Source organism: Candidatus Edwardsbacteria bacterium (assembly GCA_031082425.1).
Lineage (GTDB): Bacteria > Edwardsbacteria > AC1 > AC1 > EtOH8 > UBA2226.
Genome location: JAVHLB010000001.1, coordinates 69,995 through 87,525, shown reverse-complemented (window position 1 = coordinate 87,525; position 17,531 = coordinate 69,995). Strand labels below are relative to the sequence as shown.

The 17,531-nt window shown below is 58.0% G+C and carries 19 protein-coding genes; all 19 read left to right on the top strand.

From position 1 onward, the window contains the following. Positions 1–43 precede the first annotated feature (43 nt). The 19 genes from RDU76_00425 to RDU76_00335 all read left to right on the top strand — a co-directional run bounded on the left by RDU76_00425 (position 44) and on the right by RDU76_00335 (position 17,494). On the top strand, positions 44–1,765 hold the full coding sequence (locus RDU76_00425; GenBank protein ID MDQ7797392.1) for a proline--tRNA ligase: 1,722 nt from the start codon (positions 44–46) through the stop codon (positions 1,763–1,765). 166 nt (positions 1,766–1,931) lie between these two features. Next, positions 1,932–2,681, top strand: a complete 750-nt coding sequence (locus RDU76_00420; GenBank protein ID MDQ7797391.1) for an NAD-dependent deacylase — start codon at positions 1,932–1,934, stop codon at positions 2,679–2,681. 176 nt (positions 2,682–2,857) lie between these two features. Then, positions 2,858–4,231 carry a hypothetical protein gene (locus RDU76_00415; GenBank protein MDQ7797390.1) on the top strand — a complete coding sequence of 458 codons (1,374 nt, stop codon included), beginning with the start codon at positions 2,858–2,860 and terminating at the stop codon, positions 4,229–4,231. Between the two features lie 5 nt (positions 4,232–4,236). After that, positions 4,237–5,682 carry a GWxTD domain-containing protein gene (locus tag RDU76_00410; protein MDQ7797389.1) on the top strand — a complete coding sequence of 482 codons (1,446 nt, stop codon included), beginning with the start codon at positions 4,237–4,239 and terminating at the stop codon, positions 5,680–5,682. A gap of 96 nt (positions 5,683–5,778) precedes the next feature. Then, positions 5,779–5,910 (top strand): hypothetical protein, encoded by a 132-nt coding sequence (locus RDU76_00405; GenBank protein ID MDQ7797388.1) that lies wholly within the window; start codon positions 5,779–5,781, stop codon positions 5,908–5,910. A gap of 94 nt (positions 5,911–6,004) precedes the next feature. After that, complete coding sequence (locus tag RDU76_00400) at positions 6,005–6,310, top strand: MTH1187 family thiamine-binding protein (GenBank protein ID MDQ7797387.1); 306 nt, start codon at positions 6,005–6,007, stop codon at positions 6,308–6,310. Between the two features lie 35 nt (positions 6,311–6,345). Then, positions 6,346–7,539: a cysteine desulfurase NifS gene (gene nifS / locus RDU76_00395; GenBank protein MDQ7797386.1), complete on the top strand. Its 1,194-nt coding sequence runs from the start codon at positions 6,346–6,348 to the stop codon at positions 7,537–7,539. Between the two features lie 55 nt (positions 7,540–7,594). After that, entirely contained in the window at positions 7,595–8,446 is an 852-nt protein-coding gene (locus tag RDU76_00390; protein MDQ7797385.1) for a GGDEF domain-containing protein, read from the top strand. 2 nt (positions 8,447–8,448) lie between these two features. Next, positions 8,449–9,618: an amidohydrolase gene (locus RDU76_00385; protein ID MDQ7797384.1), complete on the top strand. Its 1,170-nt coding sequence runs from the start codon at positions 8,449–8,451 to the stop codon at positions 9,616–9,618. A gap of 14 nt (positions 9,619–9,632) precedes the next feature. After that, entirely contained in the window at positions 9,633–10,190 is a 558-nt protein-coding gene (locus RDU76_00380; GenBank protein MDQ7797383.1) for a hypothetical protein, read from the top strand. A gap of 20 nt (positions 10,191–10,210) precedes the next feature. Then, positions 10,211–11,767, top strand: coding sequence for a hypothetical protein (locus RDU76_00375; protein ID MDQ7797382.1), 1,557 nt, complete (start codon positions 10,211–10,213; stop codon positions 11,765–11,767). 530 nt (positions 11,768–12,297) lie between these two features. Further along, complete coding sequence (locus RDU76_00370; GenBank protein ID MDQ7797381.1) at positions 12,298–13,542, top strand: alpha/beta fold hydrolase; 1,245 nt, start codon at positions 12,298–12,300, stop codon at positions 13,540–13,542. A 180-nt stretch (positions 13,543–13,722) separates the two neighbouring features. Beyond that, positions 13,723–14,058, top strand: coding sequence for a hypothetical protein (locus RDU76_00365; GenBank protein MDQ7797380.1), 336 nt, complete (start codon positions 13,723–13,725; stop codon positions 14,056–14,058). A 62-nt stretch (positions 14,059–14,120) separates the two neighbouring features. Continuing rightward, positions 14,121–14,756 carry a hypothetical protein gene (locus tag RDU76_00360; protein ID MDQ7797379.1) on the top strand — a complete coding sequence of 212 codons (636 nt, stop codon included), beginning with the start codon at positions 14,121–14,123 and terminating at the stop codon, positions 14,754–14,756. A 318-nt stretch (positions 14,757–15,074) separates the two neighbouring features. Then, positions 15,075–15,344 carry a hypothetical protein gene (locus RDU76_00355; GenBank protein ID MDQ7797378.1) on the top strand — a complete coding sequence of 90 codons (270 nt, stop codon included), beginning with the start codon at positions 15,075–15,077 and terminating at the stop codon, positions 15,342–15,344. 377 nt (positions 15,345–15,721) lie between these two features. Next, a complete protein-coding gene (locus RDU76_00350) occupies positions 15,722–16,066 on the top strand; it encodes a hypothetical protein (GenBank protein ID MDQ7797377.1) in 345 nt (114 codons plus the stop codon). Between the two features lie 103 nt (positions 16,067–16,169). Beyond that, positions 16,170–16,535: a hypothetical protein gene (locus tag RDU76_00345; protein MDQ7797376.1), complete on the top strand. Its 366-nt coding sequence runs from the start codon at positions 16,170–16,172 to the stop codon at positions 16,533–16,535. A 65-nt stretch (positions 16,536–16,600) separates the two neighbouring features. Next, positions 16,601–16,783, top strand: coding sequence for a hypothetical protein (locus RDU76_00340; GenBank protein MDQ7797375.1), 183 nt, complete (start codon positions 16,601–16,603; stop codon positions 16,781–16,783). 306 nt (positions 16,784–17,089) lie between these two features. Then, entirely contained in the window at positions 17,090–17,494 is a 405-nt protein-coding gene (locus RDU76_00335; protein MDQ7797374.1) for a PAS domain-containing protein, read from the top strand. The last annotated feature ends 37 nt before the right edge of the window (positions 17,495–17,531 follow it).

Here is a 17,531-nt window from a genome sequence, read left to right as displayed (position 1 = left end):
ATAAAAGCCCGCCAACCGTTAAACTTAATAAATGAGGTGACCTTTGCGCTGGAGTAAAGCTTTCATACCCACCATCAAGGAGGACCAGGCCGAGGCCGAGATGCAGAGCCATCAGCTGATGCTGAGATCCGGAATGATCCGCCAGCTGACCGCCGGGGTCTACGAATATCTGCCCCTGGGGTGGCGGGTGTTCCTGAAGGTGATGCAGATAGTCCGGGAGGAGATGAACCGGGCCGGGGCCCAGGAGCTTTTTCTGCCGGCCCTGGCGCCGGCCGAGATCTGGCAGGAGAGCGGGCGGTGGGAGGATTTCGGGGACGAGATGTTCCGGGTCAAGGACCGCAAGAAACGGGACTATGCCCTGTGCCCCACCCACGAGGAGATCATCACCGACCTGGCCCGGGCCAAGCTCCGTTCCTACCGGGACCTGCCCCAGAACTGGTACCAGATGCAGGTCAAGTTCCGCGACGAGCCCCGGCCCCGCTCCGGGGTGCTCCGGGTGAGGCACTTCATCATGAAGGACGCCTACAGCATGGACCGGGACCAGGCCGGGCTGGATGTCTCCTACCAGGCCATGTACGACGCCTATCACCGGATATTCTCCCGCTGCGGCATCAAATTCTTCGTGGTGGGGGCCTCCTCCGGGTTGATGGGGGGCAGCGGCTCCCAGGAGTTCATGGTGGCCTCGCCCTCCGGGGAGGATTCCTGCGCGGTCTGCCCGGCCTGCGGCTACGCCGCCAATCTGGAAGTGGCCCAATCCCAGGTCGCCAGCCCGGCCTATCCCGCTGCGGCACTGGCCGAGGTGCCCACCCCGGAGAAGCGGACGGTGGAGGAGGTCTGCCGGTTCCTGAAAATTCCCGCCTCGCAGCTGGTCAAGAGCCTGCTGTATATGGCGGACGGCCAGCCGGTGTTCGCCCTGGTCCGGGGCGACGACGAGTTGAACGAGTCCAAGCTCCAGACGGCCCTGGGGTCGGGCAACTTCCGTCCGGCCACCCCGGAGGAGGTGCTTAAAACAACCCAGGCCAATGTGGGCTTCATCTCCCCGGTGGGGATCGACGGCATAAGAGTGCTGGCCGACCTGGCTCTGCAGGGGGCCCGGGGCATGGTCTCCGGCGCCAATAAGGACCACCATCACCTGAGCGGCATCGACCTGGCCCGCGACGTCCAGGTGGAGAAGTATGCCGACCTCCGGATGGTCAGGGCCGAGGAGCCCTGCCTAAAATGCGGCCAGCCGCTGATAGTCACCCAGGCCATCGAGCTGGGGCATGTCTTCAAGCTGGGCACCAAGTATTCCCAGGCTTTAAAAGCGCATTTCGTGGACGAGGACGGCGGCGAGAAGCCGCTGGTGATGGGCTCCTACGGCATCGGCATCGAGCGGGTGGCGGCCTGCATCATCGAGCAGAGCCACGACGAAGCGGGCATCATCTGGCCGCTGGCGGTGGCGCCCTATCAGGTGATTATCAGCCAGCTGGGCGGGCCGGGCACCGAATCGGCCAATGTTTCGGAATCCCTGTACAATGAACTGCAGGACGCCCGGTTCGAGGTCCTGCTGGACGACCGCCAGGAGCGGCCGGGCTTCAAGTTCAAGGACGCCGACCTGACCGGCATTCCCATCCGCATCAACGTGGGGGAGAAGAGCCTGCGGGAGGGGCTGGTGGAGATCAAACAGCGCAAGGACGGGCAGGTGTTCAAGGTGCGCCCCGAGGAGGTACGCCGCAAGATCCAGGAGCTGACCTCGGTGGAGATGTGGCCGCTGAAGCAGCAGTAGGTGTTCATTTAATTTATTCATATTCACCAATTTTTTTTGGTAAGTTGGATATTCCGACAGAGGGCACTATAAAACATATTAGAAAAGGCTGGGACTATGCCCCGGCCTTTTTTCTTTCCTGCCGGGGTAATTGCATTTCCCGGCAACGCTGTGGTAATATATATCCATGGAATTTTCACCCCATCTCATCGAAGCAATAAGAAAGGCCCGGAGCTGTCTGGTCCTGACCGGGGCCGGGGTCTCGGCCGAGAGCGGCCTGCAGACCTTCCGGGGCATGCAGGGTTTATGGGATGATTTCGATCCCATGAAACTGGCCACCCCAGAGGCCTTCGCCTGCGAGCCGAAAAAGGTCTGGGAGTGGTACCAGTGGCGCCGGGAGAAACTGCCCCTGGTCCAGCCCAACCCTGCTCATAAGGCCATCGCCGAGATGGAAAGATATTTCGACGATTTCCTGCTGGTCACCCAGAACATAGACGGGCTGCACCAGAGGGCCGGCAGTATGAAGGTGGTGGAGCTGCACGGAAATCTCAACCGCAACAAGTGCTCCCGCTGCAGCATCATGATCGATGTCCTGCCGGACTCCGACGAGATCCCGCCCCGCTGCGCCTGCGGCGGGCGGATCCGCCCGGACGTGATCTGGTTCGGCGAGATGCTGCCGGAGATGGTCCTGAGGCAAGCCTGGCGGGCGGCCGAGAGCTCCGAGCTGTTCTTCTCAATCGGCACCTCCTCGGTGGTCCAGCCGGCGGCCTCCCTGGGCCTGGTGGCCAAAAATAATGGGGCGGCTCTGATCGAAGTTAACCTGGAACGGACCGAGCTCAGTCCGCTGTTCGACCAGGTTTTTTTGGGCCCGGCCGGGGAGATCATGCCCCGGATACTGGATGGCATCATCCGGGCCAAAGCGCCGGGAGACGGATGAATATTGTGTTGACAGGCCTGATTTTTTATACTAACATGGATGGGTGAATCCCCCCGTCAGGATATATTCCTATTTGATAGGAGGTTCCATAAATGAGCGGGCAGAGGGCGTCCTTTTGCCAAAGAGGTAGCGGAGGTCATCGCCTTGCCGGTCTGATATCCGGCCTGTTGATTTTTATGTTTGCCGGCTGCGCCACCACCTCGGTCTGGCAGAGGTGGAGCCCCGAGGAGCAGAAAAGATATTTCGGCCTTACCTTTATAGAGGAGGATTCCATCCCGGCCAGGTACCGCAGCCTTCCGGACCAGGAATCGCGGGGCGCCTGGTATAATTTGTACTGGGCTGCGAAGGATCCCGACGGTTCGCTGCTGGCGGAGCACCGGTCAAGACTGGATAGGGCCTGGAACGAGTTCGGCGGCAAAATGTTCTTTCGGGACGACCGCAGCCGCATCCTGGTAAGATACGGCCCGCCGGAAAGCCAGGCCGGCAACCAGCCCTTCAGGCATGCCCTAAGTTCAGATCGGCTGGCCGGAGGAGATTACATAAAGGAAAGATCATGGATGATCTGGGAATATCCCTCCCAGGGCCGTTATTACGATTTCCTGATGAACCACAGCCGCTATGAACTTATCGCCGCCACTTACAGCGACGAACTGCATCCGGTGGCCTATTTTGCGGCCGACTCCGGCAGGAAGAGGGCCGGGACAACCCCCAGGGCGGAGCGGCCGCTGGAGTGCGGCTACGGGCGGTTCCGTTCGGCCGGCGGCAGCAAGGTCCGCTGGGAGATATATTGGCGGATCCCGGCGGCCGAAGGCCGGACGGCGGGGGAGGGGAAGCGCTATCTGGGTATATTCCATCTGCAGAGCAATGACAGATTGATATCCAGCGACACGGTGGAATACCAGATAAAATATACCGGGGAGGAGCTGCTGCTGCCCCAGGCCTGCGGCCAGAAAAACATGGACCTGTCTCCCGGGCGGTACAAACTGAAAATGGAGTTGATCCCGCAGCCCGGCGACACCGTTTACGCCGGGGAGATGGAGGCCGAGCTGGTGGGATACCGTTCCGGGGTCCGGGAGGCCAGCGATGTCGAGATGGCTGTTTTGCAGGACAGCACCTATGTCTCCTCCGATTTTCAAAAAGGGAAATTCCGCCGGGTGATGCCCGGAGTCACGGAAAAAATAAACCGGCACCAGCCGTTTTACGTCTATTACGAGGTTTACAGCCTAAGCACCAGTTCCTCCGGCGAACACCAGGCGGCCGTGGGGCACGGGATATTTTTAAGCGATACCACCGGGGTGCTCAAGGAATGCATCGTCGACACCCGGGAACTGTTCTACCAGGATAACGGTGATCAGTTGAATGCCTGCCACAAGGTGCACCCCATGGGCCTGGAGCCGGGGGAGTACATCCTGGTGATCGACGTCAAGGACCTGATATCGGGGAGGGTCAGCAAGATAACCCATCCCTTCGAGATAGCGGGCGCTTCCGGCGACGGCCACCGGATCATGCCGGACAAAAAAAACACCTCCCTGCCGGAATGGAGGTTTTGAAGGAAATGAAATATTGCAGCCCAGCATATTTGTTAGCCCTTACCCTGGCATTGATGGCCGGATGCGCCACCCTGAATTATCAAAAAGTACCTAAAGGGGAGCGGAAAAGGTATTTTGAACTGGCGGCCGTTTCCTCACAAAAGCTGGCCGACCAATACGCCGCTCTGCCCGATTCAACCGACCGGGAGATGTTCTGGCAGAAATTCTGGAAGGATAAGGATCCCACCCCCACCACCCTGGGCAACGAAAGATATCAGGAGCACCTGCGCCGGGTGGCCCACGCCGACAGCTTCTTTCCCCAGCTGATCGACTTTTGGGACGACCGGGGAAAGATATATATCAAGTACGGCGAGCCGGACCACCGGGAGGTGAACCCCATGGGGGACGCCTTGTACGGCAGCGACCCCTTTGCCGCCACCGATGACATCAACACCAGGGTTGGCGATGAACCGGTGACCATCCGCAGGATGTCCGGCACCTACGGCTGGGAGAGGTGGACCTACGGCCAGCTGGCCCAAACCTTCTCCTTTCTCCAAAGGGAGGTGGGATATTTTTTGGCCAGGGACCTGGATGCCGCCAAAAGCGGAGGTTATCAGTCCACCATAAAGTCGCTGCAGGCCATTGATGCCCCGATGCCGACCCTGGGAGATACCATGCCCCCGGATCTATACCGGCATGACTACGGCCAGCCACTGAATTTTCCTTTCGACCTGACCAGGTTTGCCGCCCGGGGTAAAGCCGAGGTGTGGATAAGCTACAGCGTCCCCCTGGGGAAGATAGACTATGATACGGCAGACGGCCGCGGCCTCTTGAACAGAAGCATCGTGATATTTGACCAGAGGATGTCGGAGGTGGGCCGTGATGAGAAGGTACTTACGCCCGAAGCCCCCGGGGACCAGATGGAGAACCGCCAGGCCCAGCTGGTGGACCTGGCCAAATTCCACTTATCGCCCGGCGGATACAGTTTGGCCATCAGTTTGACGGACCTTAACTCCGGGAAGACCGGAATATACAAATATAAATTCCCCATCATCGATTATAAAGCCGAAGCCCAGGAGACCAGCGATCTGCTCCTGTGCAGCGATATCCGGCAGGACAGCAGCCAGGGGCGGTTCAGCCGGGGGGGATACCGGCTGATACCCCAGCCGGGAAGGTCCTTTAAAAAGGGCCGGGACCTGTATTTCTATTGTGAATTGTATAATTTAAAATACTCTCCGGCCCAGCCCAGGATATTGCGGGTCAGGTATCTGATATTCCCCCAAAAAAGGGGAAATAAGGCCCGGGCCTCCCGGCAGGAATTGGTACCGGCCGGCGACCAAACAACCGCCCTGGCCAGCGGCCTGGCGGTCTCGGACCTGCCGGCGGGGGATTATATCCTGGTGGTCGAGATCCGGGATCAAAATGACGGAAAAGTGAAAAATGTGGCGGCCTCCTTCCGGATCCATATCTAAGGGTTGGACAAATTACCTTCTTGACAAGGATGTTGCCATAGTTGTATATTAATACCGGTAAACCGATAACTATAACAATCAGCTACAGGAGCGAAGATGGCCAGGAGCAAGAACAAGCAGAAAAAGAAAAGTCTGGATTTCAAGAGAAAACGAACCCGCCGCCTCCAGAGAAAAAAAGCCATCACGGCGGTAGCCGGCGGCATCAGCAAGATGGCAGCCAAAAAATAAACCCGGCCGGCCCCGTCAGCGGCCCCATAAAACACAGCGGCTGGCTTCGACAAGCCGGCCGCCGGAATTTCCAACGTTTTTTAGGAGACAGGACATGGCCATTGCCGAGATCACCGTCGTGCCGGTGGGCACCGGGAGTACCAGCCTTTCCGACTTTGTGGTGGACACCATCAAGCTGGCCAAAAGCACCGGGCTGAAGCTGGAGATAACCTCCATGGGCACCAATATCGAGGGCCCGCTGGAAGATATTCTGGCCGTGGCCCAGGCCATGCACCAGCGCTGCCTTTCCACCGGGGCCGAACGGGTGTTCACCTCCATCAAGATCGACGACCGCAGGGACAAGCCGGTCACCATCGAAGGAAAGCGGGCCCGGGTGGTGGAGGGGCTCAAGAAAAAATAATTCCCAACCCAGCTGTTTTAATTAGGGTAATGAAAATGGAACATATTTATCTTGACCACAACGCCACCACGCCGGTGCGGCCCGAGGTTCTGCAGGCCATGCTTCCCTTTTTCGGTCCCGAGTACGGGAACCCCTCCAGCATCCATCGGCTGGGCCGGGAGGCCCGCCAGTCCATCGAGAAGTCCCGGGAACAGGTGGCGGCGGCCCTTAACTGCGATCCCTCCGAGGTGGTCTTCACCGGCTCCGGGACCGAATCCGACAACCAGGCCATCAAGGGGGCGGTGTTCGCCAACCGGGAGCGGGGCGACCATATCATCACCACCAAAATAGAGCATCATGCGGTGCTCCACAGCTTTGAGTACCTGCAAAAACATTTCAACATCCGGACCACCTTTCTGGGGGTGGACCGCTACGGCCTGGTGGACCCCGAAGAACTGCGACGGACGATAAACCCGAAGACCATACTGGTCTCGGTGATGCAGGCCAACAACGAGGTCGGCACCATCCAGCCCCTGCCGGAGCTGGCCGACATCTGCCGGGAGAACAGGGTGCTGTTTCACAGCGACGCCGTCCAGGCCTTCGGCAAACTGGAGACGGATGTGAAAACCCTGGGGGTGGATCTGCTGTCGGTATCGGCCCACAAAATATACGGCCCCAAGGGGACCGGGGCGCTGTATGTCAAAAGGGGGACCCGCCTGCATCCCCTGATCCACGGGGGCGGGCACGAGAGGAACCGCCGGGCCGGCACCGAGAATGCCGCCGGGATCGTAGGGCTGGGGGCGGCCGCCGAGCTGGCGGCCGGCGAAAGGCTGGCCCAATGGGACCGTCTGACCGCCCTGCGGGAAAGATTGTGGCGGGGCATCGAGCGGAACATCCCCCATGTCCGGCGGAACGGGCATCCGGAAAGATCGCTGCCCGGCACCCTGAATGTCTCGTTCGAATACGTCGAGGGGGAGGGCATCCTGCTGTCGCTGGACATGAAGGGGATCGCGGCCTCCTCCGGCTCGGCCTGCACCTCCGGCAGCCTGGAGCCGTCCCATGTGCTGGCGGCCATGGGGGTGCCCACCGAGACCGCCCAGGGGTCATTGCGTTTTTCCCTGGGAAGGGACAACACCGAACAACAGATGGATTACACTGTGGAGGTGCTGGCCCAGGCGGTGGCCCGCCTGCGGGAGATGTCACCCATCGCCCCCCGGGCATCCTGCGGCATCGAGGGCAAATCCAGCTGAGCTGTTTGACCCAAAGATTTTAACCGGCCATCATCAATACCAGATGAGGTAAGTTATGAAATCCCGCAAGAACAATTTCACCAAGGAGGTTATTTCGTCCCTGGGCCAGGACAACGGAGAGACCGCGGAAATATTGAAACAGGTGGAGGCGGTGCGCCGGGAGAAGGCCGACAGCCTGTACAGCGATCTGATATTCACCCTGGTCCACCTTCATTTCAGCGAGAACCAGGCTAAACAGCACTGGGAGAAGGTGCTGCAGCACAAGCAGGAGATGAGCCGGAAGCTGGGCCGCAATGTGGGGGTCAGGGTGGCCCTGCTGGATTATTTCATCAACCTTCAGCAGCAGATCCAGAATCCCAAGATCATCGAGATTGACCTGTTCGAGAAGACCCTGCTGTCGGCGGTGACCGACGGCCTGACCGGGCTCTACAATCACCGGTTCTTCCAGGACCGCCTGGACGAGGAGGTGGAGAGGGCCCGGCGCTACGGTATGTCCTTCTCCCTGCTGATGATCGATGTGGACGATTTCAAGATCTACAACGACGCCAACGGGCATATCGCCGGGGATGTGCTGCTGGTGGAGATCTCCAAGATCCTGCTGAGGGCGGTGCGCAAGGTGGACGCCACCTCCCGCTATGGGGGAGAAGAATTCACCATCATCCTGCCCTCCACCAAGAAGAAGGGGGCACTGACCATCGCCGGGCGGATCTGCCAGAAGATGGCCGCCGGACATTTTCCCAACCAGAAGGTGATGCCGGGCGGCAAGATCACGGTCAGTGCCGGGGTGGCCTCGTTCCCCGATGACGGGGCCAGCAAGATCGAGCTGCTGGATTGCGCCGACAAAATGTTATATAAGGCCAAGGCCATGGGAAAGAACCAGGCTTTTGGTATCTGCGTGGAGGAGTGAAATTGATAAAAAGGCCGACGAGCATCGATAATTATGTCATCGGATGGCGCAGGCATTTCCATAAAAATCCCGAGCTTTCCTTCCGGGAGTTTCAGACCTCCCGGACGGTGGCGGCCGAATTGAAAAAGCTGGGGATGGCTGTCAAACCCAAGGTGGGCGGCACCGGAGTGGTGGGCCTGCTTCAGGGCGGCCGCCAAGGGAAGACCCTGGCATTGAGGGCCGACATGGACGCCCTGCCGGTCAAGGAGGAGAACAGAACATCCTATATTTCTAAAAATCCCGGGGTGATGCACGCCTGCGGACACGACGGACACATGGCCATGCTGCTGGGCGCGGCAAAAATGTTGTCCTGCCAAAGAACTCAGATCAGGGGCCAGGTGAAATTCCTTTTCCAGCCGGGGGAGGAAACCCCGCCCGGCGGCGCCCTGGGAATGATAAGGGACGGGGCCATGGAGGGTCCAAAAGTGGATGCCGTCTTTGCCCTGCATCTTGATTCCTCCCTTCCCACCGGGAAGGTGGGGCTCTGCAGGGGGCCGATGATGGCGGCCTCTGACAACTTCGAGATAACCATCGCCGGAAAGGGCGGCCATGCCGCCCGGCCCCACGACTGCCTGGACCCGGTGACCGCCGCGGCCCAGATAATCATGGGCCTGCAGACCATAGTCAGCCGAAAGGTCGATCCGGTACACCCGGCGGTGGTGACCGTGGGTAAGATCCGGGCCGGCAGCAAGCACAATATAATCCCCCAGGAAGCCATCTTGATCGGCACCGCCCGCACCATCGATCCCCATTCCACCAAAATGATGCCCCTCTGGATCAGGCAGCTGGCCGAAGGGATCGCCCGGGCCAACGGCCTGAAGGCCAGGGTTGGTTACGAGAGGGGCTATCCGGTGCTGTTCAACGACCCGGGCATGGTCGATCTCTGTGAAAAGGTGATAGCTTCGCGGTACGGCAAAAAAGCCCCGGTCCGCATCACGGAGCCCATGATGGGCGGCGAGGACATGGCTTATTTTTTACACAAGGCGCCGGGGGCCTTTTTGAGGCTGGGCAGCCGCCAAGGCCGGGAGACCGCCTTCCCCTGGCACCACCCCAAATTCAGCATCGACGAAAAAAGCCTTTCCCTGGGGGCCGGGATCCTGACGGAAATAGCATTAAATTTTCTATCCCAATAGCGAGGAGCAGCCAGATGTCCGGCAGAATCAATAATCTTTATTTCTGGGTAACGGCAGGTTATCTTCTTTTATCCTGCGCCAAGCCGGTGGAGATCATAATTCCGGATGATCCGGTATATCCCACAGCCGGAACCGCCACCATAGACAACAAGGCTGTGACAAATTATGACGGAAGCGGGTTTTATTTTGCCACCGCGCAGGTAATCTATTATCCCAACGGCAGCATGGTTTATCCGGATGTTTCGGTACGGATACCCTCGACCGTCAATTATCTGCCGCAATATTGGTCGATAGACGGTAATTCGACCTTTAAACTACTGAACAGCTCACCGGACTCATCCAGCGCCTACGCCTTCTTCGACTCGCTGGCGGCTATTTCGGACACCGCGGGATTTTTGGCATCAATATCCAATCTGGCCGTATATCAAACCCTTGCGGTTCGGGCCCGTCAAAGCAGGTATGCCAAGTTGCTGATCACCAAGATCACGGTCGACAGCAGCAGCAGCATTACCGAGACGGCCTTCAAATGGGTCTACCAGCCAGACGGCAGCCTGGTCTTCCCTTCACCCTGAATGATGCAATTGATAGGCCTATGAATCACCCTTCAAGAACAACCATCCTGCTGCTGGCCTGGGCCTTGATCTGGTCCGGTGCGGCGGCCTCCCCGGCGGAATGGCGCCAGTACCGGAGCTTCGGCGGCGCCACCTTCGAGGGCGACATCAGGACCATCATCTCCGATGCCCGCTTTGTCTACGCCTTTTCCTCTGTCTCCGGGGCCAGATACGACAAGCTGTTCGACCAATGGGATTTTTCGTTCATCGGGCATCTGCCGCCCGGCAGCTACCAGTTTGCGGCCCTGGACCATTACTTCAACGATCTCTATTTTGTCTATACCGACAAAATGATCCCCTACCGCCTGATATCCGACATGCAAAACCCCGCCATCTATCTTCCCGAAGCCATCATCCGGGTGGCCTTCGACGGCCGGGGCATATGGGTCCAGACCTCCGGAGGGTATTATCTGTGCGACCGCTGGTCCGGAAAGTGCAGTAAGGATGCGGCCGTTCCCCAGCAGCTGGAATGGTTCGGCCGGGTTGATGCTGAATCGCTCAGAAGCAACAGCCGGCTGTATTTTTTGGCCCAGCCGATCTGGGACAGCTGGGCCGGCCGGCACTATCTGACCGCCTATGCCACGGAGTTTGCCGGCAACTATGCCTGGGCGGCCTATTCCGGCTTGGGGCTGTGGAAATATGATCTGATAACCAAGGAAAAGACCCAGTTGACCAGCGGGTTTTTGGCCAGCACCGGGGTTACCGGACTGTACGCCAGCGTCGGCACCGTGGGCATGACCGGTCCCGGCGGGGTGACCCTGGTGGACGCCGGACGCGACCAATGGCAGCAGCTGAACAAACTGTTCAACCTGGACCTGACGGGCTACAGCCTGAACTGTCTGGCCTTTGACGAAAAAAAAATATTCATCGGGACCGACCGGGGGATCATCACGGTCAAGAGAGGCGATGATTTTGCCACCGCCATCACCCGATATGACGGCCTGCCCGACGACAGGATCACCGCATTATTGCTGCAAACCGATACCCTGTGGGTGGGCACCCGCTCCGGCCCGGCAATATATGCCGTAAACTCCGGCGGCAAAGCTTTTGGCTGGGAGGGCCAGGATGAGCGCCAGGTCAACCAGATAGCCCTGGGAACCGGCCGGGTTTATCTGGCCACCAGCCAGGGCGGCTTGATTTTGGACCAGTCCGACAGCCTGAAAATATTCCGTTATGACGACAAGTCTCCGGCCGAGATGGATGGCGAATTACTGGGGGTGGCGGTTGACGGACCTTATGTTTGGTGGCTGTCGGGAGATATCCTTCTGCGATACGATGGAAGGAGCTCCTCCTGGGAAAAATATCCCCGGGCGGGCAATTATAACGCCGGCCGGGCATCATGCCTGGCGGTGGATGACAGGAACCTTTGGATCGGCACCGATGCCGGGTTGGTGCGGCTCAAAAAAGATAAAAACCTGTGGACGGTGTACCGCCAGGAGGATGGATTGCTGAATGATCATGTGACCAGTCTGGCCTCGGTGGATGGAGCATTGTGGATCGGGGGAGAAAACGGCCTGACAAAATTTTTCTGGAAATGATCCACCGGACAAAATAATAAAATGCCTTGGGTCATCAAGGGGCGACGAAACAACGCGGGGCAATATCCAGGCTGCTTGGGGCCGGCTCCAAACCAGCCGGGAGTGAAGACAAAATCTTTTGTCTATCAGCAGATCTATTTAAAAGTGTGACATTTAATAAAATGTGTGCCATAATGTCGCAAAATCCGTAAATCTATAAATAATAAAATCTTAACAGGTCGAATCATTTCGACAACAAGAGCCAGTGAGACATAATGTCCCACTGGCTCTTGTATTTTAATATAAAGTCAACGTAAATAAACCATAACATATTGTTATGCATGGCTTTGATTAAATAGAAAAATATTTACTTCTTGGCATGAATATTGGAGATCTTAATAAATGCCAGTTATTTAAAATCATCCAGAAACAGCCAGTTTGAAAGCAGATGAAAATCAATCTCCGGCGATTTCCCGGGGAATCGCTCCAGAGGTCTGATCACTTAGCGGCACCAAAGGCCTATCCGGCTTCCATGACAAGGGTGGCATAAAATGGAGCGGAACATTTATCCCGTGATATTCGTCCCCGGGATCATGGAGGCGGAGCCGTCCGTCCCCTGCCCCCCGGATCGCCCGGCGGCCTGCCATCCGGCCTTCGAAAATATGACGGCTGATCTTGATACCGTGAAGCCGGATGGCGGCGGCGATTACAAACCCCCGCCGGACCGGCTGATATGCCGGAATGAGGTGTTCGCTCTGGTTTACGGCGATATGATTGCCGCACTGAGGGAGAGCCTGCCGCTGGATCAGGAAGAATGCGCCAGGGTCCATGTCTTTCCCTACGACTGGAGGCACCCCATCAGCCTTAACGCCGCCCGGCTGGAGGATTTCGTGGAGCGGATCATCCGCAGCAGCCAGGCCCATCCCCCGTACCGTCGGCGGGGGATCAAGCCGGACAAGGTGAATATCGTCGGCCACAGCGTGGGGGGATGTCTGGCCAAACATTACGCCACGGTGTTGTCGGGCGAGGGCCGGATAAACCGGATGGTGATGCTGGCTTCCCCGCTGCGGGGTTCATTGTGCGCCTTGAAGCACCTGATAACGGGCGAAACCTGGTTCTTCGATTGGTTTAACGGCAAGAGCCAGCGGCGCTATGCCCGGACCCTTCCCGGGATATACGATCTGCTGCCCTATGACGGCTTTGCCAATCCGGAGGAGAAGCTGCTGTGGCCCAGCCCGGCGGCGGAGAGCAGGGGCCAGCCGGTCAATATCTTCGATCCCTCCGGCTGGCAGGATAATGTGGCCGCCCAGGTCGGGCCGGAGGTGTTGGCCCGCCACCTGGACAATGCCTACAATTATTATCGCAACGCCCGGGATTTCTCCCCGGAGTTCCGGAAGAACGTCCTGATGGTTTACGGCAAGGGGGAGCGGACCCTGCGTGAGGTCAATGTTGGCAGCCGCCGGCCGGTGGAGTACAACTTTCCCCGGGAGGACGGTTGCGGCGCCATCGGCGACGGCACGGTGCCGGCGGTCAGCACCTACAGCCAGGGCATCTACCAGGCCTGCGTCACCAAGAAAAAGATGGGGGACTGGGAGCTGGACCTGGGCCGGATGGCCGGTTTCCATGCCTCGTTCTGCGCCTACGATCTGGTCCAGGACCTGGTGATATCCTTCCTGACCGGGAAGGTCATCAGAACGGTGCAGAGGGAATTCAAGCTGACCGAGATAGAACAACTGCCCAAGTTCACTCCGGACCAGGTGGACAAGCTGGACCGGGAGCCCATCTGCCGGTTCTGATACCGGATGGCGGGCTGTCCCTGTGCCGGCAGGGGAGTCAAGCGCTGCATCCTGCCCGTGCTGGGGGGGCATCCCTCCCCAAAAAAATCTGGCGGGCTCCGCAGTCGTGGCTGGTCGGGCCTGATGATCGACCGGAGAACCCGGTTGATACAAACCAACATATAAACGAAAGGAAAAAGCATGAACGGCAATCCCGAAGAGGAAAAAACCAAGGACGCCCCGGCGGCGGCCAGGATCGTCAAGGGACCGGGGCTTTTTGAGACCACCCGGGGGAATGCCTCCGAGGCCTATCTCATCCTGCGCAGCAAGGGCAAGACCGTCCCCTATGCCTGGGTGAAGTCAGCGCAGGAATCCAGAAAAAAGAGGCAGGACGAGCTGGGGATCAAACTGAAAGAGAAAAGCCTGGACGCCTTCCCCATATTGCGGCAGTGGGAGAGTGCGCTGGAGAAGGAAAGGTTTTATTACGGGCTTCGGGCCCTGTTCGATCTGGAGCAGAACGGGGAGACCAAGCTGTAGACGGGCAACAGGGGACAGGGATCAGGACGGCAAGCATCAATGAATATGATGGAGGCTCCGCCATGGCATCTTCAGGCAATCAAGCGCAAAAGTACAAATGCCCCTGCGGCAAGAGTTATTACACCGTCCACAGCTACTACGATCAGGCCGGCTTGTTTGACGAGCATTGGGAGATGAACTGCTGCCGGTGCAAACAGCGCTACCAGCTCAGTTCGCTCCTCAAGGAGAGCGGCCGGGGCCTAAACGAGGCCTATCTCTGGGCTCCGATAAACATCTTCAGCGAGCTGGCCATCGTGGAGGACCAGCTGCACCGGGCCCAGGGCGATATGCTGGCCCTGGCCCGGGAGCTGTATCTGGAACGCTGGCTGGGGTACTTCTCCGGGGCCAAGACCAGAAAAGATGTCTGGCGGCGCCTGACCGACGGCGGGAAACGGGCGCCCAGCTACCGGCTGTTCGTCCGTTCGGCGCCCCGGGACAATCTGGAGGACTACCTGCAGAGATACTTCCACTATTTCAACGTGGACCATATCCTGGAAAAGCTGGGGGTGCGGGACATCCGGCTGGATGAGATGAAAGGCCGGATCGCCGAACTGCAGACCGGCCGGGAAAGGGCCCAGGGCCTGCTGAGGATGGAAGGTTTTGCCGGACGGAGCGAATACCGGTGGGGATCATCAATAAAAACCGATAGGCGTGTATAGTAGGGTCGGGATTCAGCCCCGACCCCGGCTATCATGTCATCCCGGTCCCGCAGCAAGTGCGGGATAAATTCCGACAGGGATGACGGGATTTAACTACCAAGACACTAAGACGCCAAGAATTTTACTTAATACCGGACTAAGGTGTCATTCCTGCCCCTCCCTCACTCCCTCACCGCTGCGGGGAGAGCCTGCACTGAGGACGGCAGTTATTTTTGCCGACCGAAGTGGAGGCCGATAGGCAGTGAGGGGCCACGATAGGCGGGGAACCGGGGGCCGTCCCACATCTCTGACGCGGATATAACCACAGGAGACAGGGGAATGTATAGCATCGAGGTAAGCGAAAGGGAAAAAATGTTGGGCTACGCCCTGAGCCCCGTTCCGAATCCCGCCGGTAAACTGCCGGGGGAGCCGGAGCAGGTCCTGGCGGTGGCCTATACACTGGACGAAGAGAACCTGATCGTCAAAAAGCTGTATCCCATGGGGGGTTGCCGGTATTGGCATTTGAAAAAGGCCAGCGATGACTGGAGAACGGTGAGCAACGTGGAGCCCGACCCGGGAAAGGCCATCGAGCGGGCCAGGCTAGGATGACCGCCTCCTCACTCCATCCAATCCTTCGACAGAGACATGTTTGACTACCTCAGGACAGGTTCCGGGTGGGGAATGTCTCAGGGGCAGGCTTGCTGCCTGCCCCTGACTGCAATGCCCGGCTAGCGTGTCATCACTGTCCCGCATCAAGTGAGGGATAAATTCCGACAGAGATCCAGGGCTTCTTGCCTTACTTTCTCTGGTGACACCTCTTCCTTTATCCCTCCCCGATGCGGGGAGAAGGCGGGGAACCCGACCCCACCCCTGCCTTCCCCTAAGGCATTAGGAGTGGGGAAATATTACTTGGGCGGGAATTTTAAGTTCGAATATCAACCAAACAACCTATAGCAAGGGGTAAATAAAAAATCGAAAGGAAGAAAATGAAAAAGGTTCTATTGACAATGGTCGTATTGGCAATGGTTGCCGGATCAGCGCTTGCCCTGCCGTATATTTGTTCAGGAACCGCCTACAGCTACCTGGGTGGCCTGCTGGGTGCCGGCTATACTGTTACAGTGGTCGGCCACACCAATTGCTACGGTGTGACCGATGCCAATGGCGCTTTTCTAGTGACCGGCTCGCCCATACCAGATGCCGCAGACCATTACCTGAAGTTCACAAAAACCGGCTACACCACCCAATATTCCAATTGGTTCTATTATCCCCAGAATTATGTCCAACTGGGCAGCATAACCTTAAGGAAATTACCACCGCCGTCGTTACCGTAACTTTTTAAAAACATAACCACCCACTTGCTATAGGTTGCCAAGAATATTTTATCACTTCGGGCCCTCGCCCGAAATAAACACCAACACAGCGTTAAGGAGCTCCATGTCCAATCTGACCTATGCCCAGCGATCGGCCTTCGTCCAGATGATGGCCCAGATTCTCAAGGACAACCTGGCCGACCTGAAAGCCTCGGGGTTCGACCCCGCCGCCAAGCTGAACACGCTCAACGCGGCCCTGAAGACCTCGGTGGAGGACGACATGAAGCAGGAGGCCCTCAAGGCCGAGCTGGTCAAGGCCACCGACAAGGCCTTGAAATCCCTGGAGGCCGCCTATGTGCAGGCCTCGTCCCTGGCCGACGCCATGGTGGGGGTGATCGGCAAGAATGCCCCGCTGGCCCAACGGATAAAACAGCTGCGGGGCCAGATGGTCAAGGAAAAATCCCGGGGCAAGCGGGAGGCCAAGGCCTGAGGCGCCATCCGGAAAAGGATGACAGGTTTCCCGCGCGGGAAAGGGTATTCACCGCAGGGTAGGGAATGTTCACCATAAAGGATGGTGTGTTTAGCAAAGGGGTAATTATATACGGGCAATGGGTGCTCCGGCTTCCCGGGGAGGAGGCCGGAGCTTCTCTTAAGGAAAAGGGGTTTCCTGGAGAGGAAATGGGGTCTACCATTGAGGAGATTGGATCTACCGGATGGGGATTTGGATCAGGACAATAGGGAAAGGCATGAATGGCAAAGAATTGCGATTGGTTATCGGATGTTGGTTATTGGATGCTGGGGCGACGGGGCGGGGGGTAATTTTTCGTTTGACATCTACTTCTGTTTAAGAGTATTATTAAATAGATCAGTTGATTAGCAATTATTGTTAGTGCCTGACCCCCATCGCCCCCGAAGACATAGCGCGAGAGCAGATAGATACCATGCTTACAGCCAGCGGCTGGCAGGTTCCGGAAAGGTTTAAGTCTCTCGATGCCCTGTGTGTTTCTGTGGCAAAAACGGGTAAATAAATAAAGGAGCTCAGCCATGATAGACCGCATGAATGAAACGGTGGTCAAGGCCCTGCTGGAGACCATGCCGGGCGAGATCTCGGTGATCGATCACAACGACGAGGTGATCGGCTGGAACAAGCACGACACCCGGCTGTTCCACCGCCCCATGGACAGCATGGGCATCAACTTCCGCAGCTGCCACCCCAAAAGCAGCCTGGCCAAGGTGGAGCAGATCGTGGAGGAGATGAAAAGCGGGAAGCGAGACAGCGCCAGGTTCTGGATAGACCTGCCGCTGGGACCCAACCAGGAGAAGCACAAGGTGCTGATAGAGTTCTTCGCCCTGCGGGACCAGGATAAAAAATACCTGGGCTGCCTGGAGCACACCATGGACGTCCAGTACATCCGGGAGCTGGAGGGGGAGAAGCGGTTGCTGTCGTAAAAGTTCATAAAGCTTAAAGTTCAAAGAACAGAAGCCT

Bases quoted from the DNA above. Each gene is read 5' to 3' on its own strand.
- RDU76_00405 (MDQ7797388.1), top strand. From the start codon at position 5,779: ATGGCCAGGAGCAAGAACAAGCAGAAAAAGAAAAGTCTGGATTTCAAG.
- RDU76_00390 (MDQ7797385.1), top strand. From the start codon at position 7,595: ATGAAATCCCGCAAGAACAATTTCACCAAGGAGGTTATTTCGTCCCTG.
- RDU76_00420 (MDQ7797391.1), top strand. From the start codon at position 1,932: ATGGAATTTTCACCCCATCTCATCGAAGCAATAAGAAAGGCCCGGAGC.
- RDU76_00350 (MDQ7797377.1), top strand. From the start codon at position 15,722: ATGAAAAAGGTTCTATTGACAATGGTCGTATTGGCAATGGTTGCCGGA.
- RDU76_00400 (MDQ7797387.1), top strand. From the start codon at position 6,005: ATGGCCATTGCCGAGATCACCGTCGTGCCGGTGGGCACCGGGAGTACC.
- RDU76_00345 (MDQ7797376.1), top strand. From the start codon at position 16,170: ATGTCCAATCTGACCTATGCCCAGCGATCGGCCTTCGTCCAGATGATG.
- RDU76_00380 (MDQ7797383.1), top strand. From the start codon at position 9,633: ATGTCCGGCAGAATCAATAATCTTTATTTCTGGGTAACGGCAGGTTAT.
- RDU76_00375 (MDQ7797382.1), top strand. From the start codon at position 10,211: ATGAATCACCCTTCAAGAACAACCATCCTGCTGCTGGCCTGGGCCTTG.
- RDU76_00335 (MDQ7797374.1), top strand. From the start codon at position 17,090: ATGATAGACCGCATGAATGAAACGGTGGTCAAGGCCCTGCTGGAGACC.
- RDU76_00410 (MDQ7797389.1), top strand. From the start codon at position 4,237: ATGAAATATTGCAGCCCAGCATATTTGTTAGCCCTTACCCTGGCATTG.
- RDU76_00340 (MDQ7797375.1), top strand. From the start codon at position 16,601: ATGTTCACCATAAAGGATGGTGTGTTTAGCAAAGGGGTAATTATATAC.
- nifS (MDQ7797386.1), top strand. From the start codon at position 6,346: ATGGAACATATTTATCTTGACCACAACGCCACCACGCCGGTGCGGCCC.
- RDU76_00355 (MDQ7797378.1), top strand. From the start codon at position 15,075: ATGTATAGCATCGAGGTAAGCGAAAGGGAAAAAATGTTGGGCTACGCC.
- RDU76_00365 (MDQ7797380.1), top strand. From the start codon at position 13,723: ATGAACGGCAATCCCGAAGAGGAAAAAACCAAGGACGCCCCGGCGGCG.
- RDU76_00360 (MDQ7797379.1), top strand. From the start codon at position 14,121: ATGGCATCTTCAGGCAATCAAGCGCAAAAGTACAAATGCCCCTGCGGC.
- RDU76_00415 (MDQ7797390.1), top strand. From the start codon at position 2,858: ATGTTTGCCGGCTGCGCCACCACCTCGGTCTGGCAGAGGTGGAGCCCC.
- RDU76_00370 (MDQ7797381.1), top strand. From the start codon at position 12,298: ATGGAGCGGAACATTTATCCCGTGATATTCGTCCCCGGGATCATGGAG.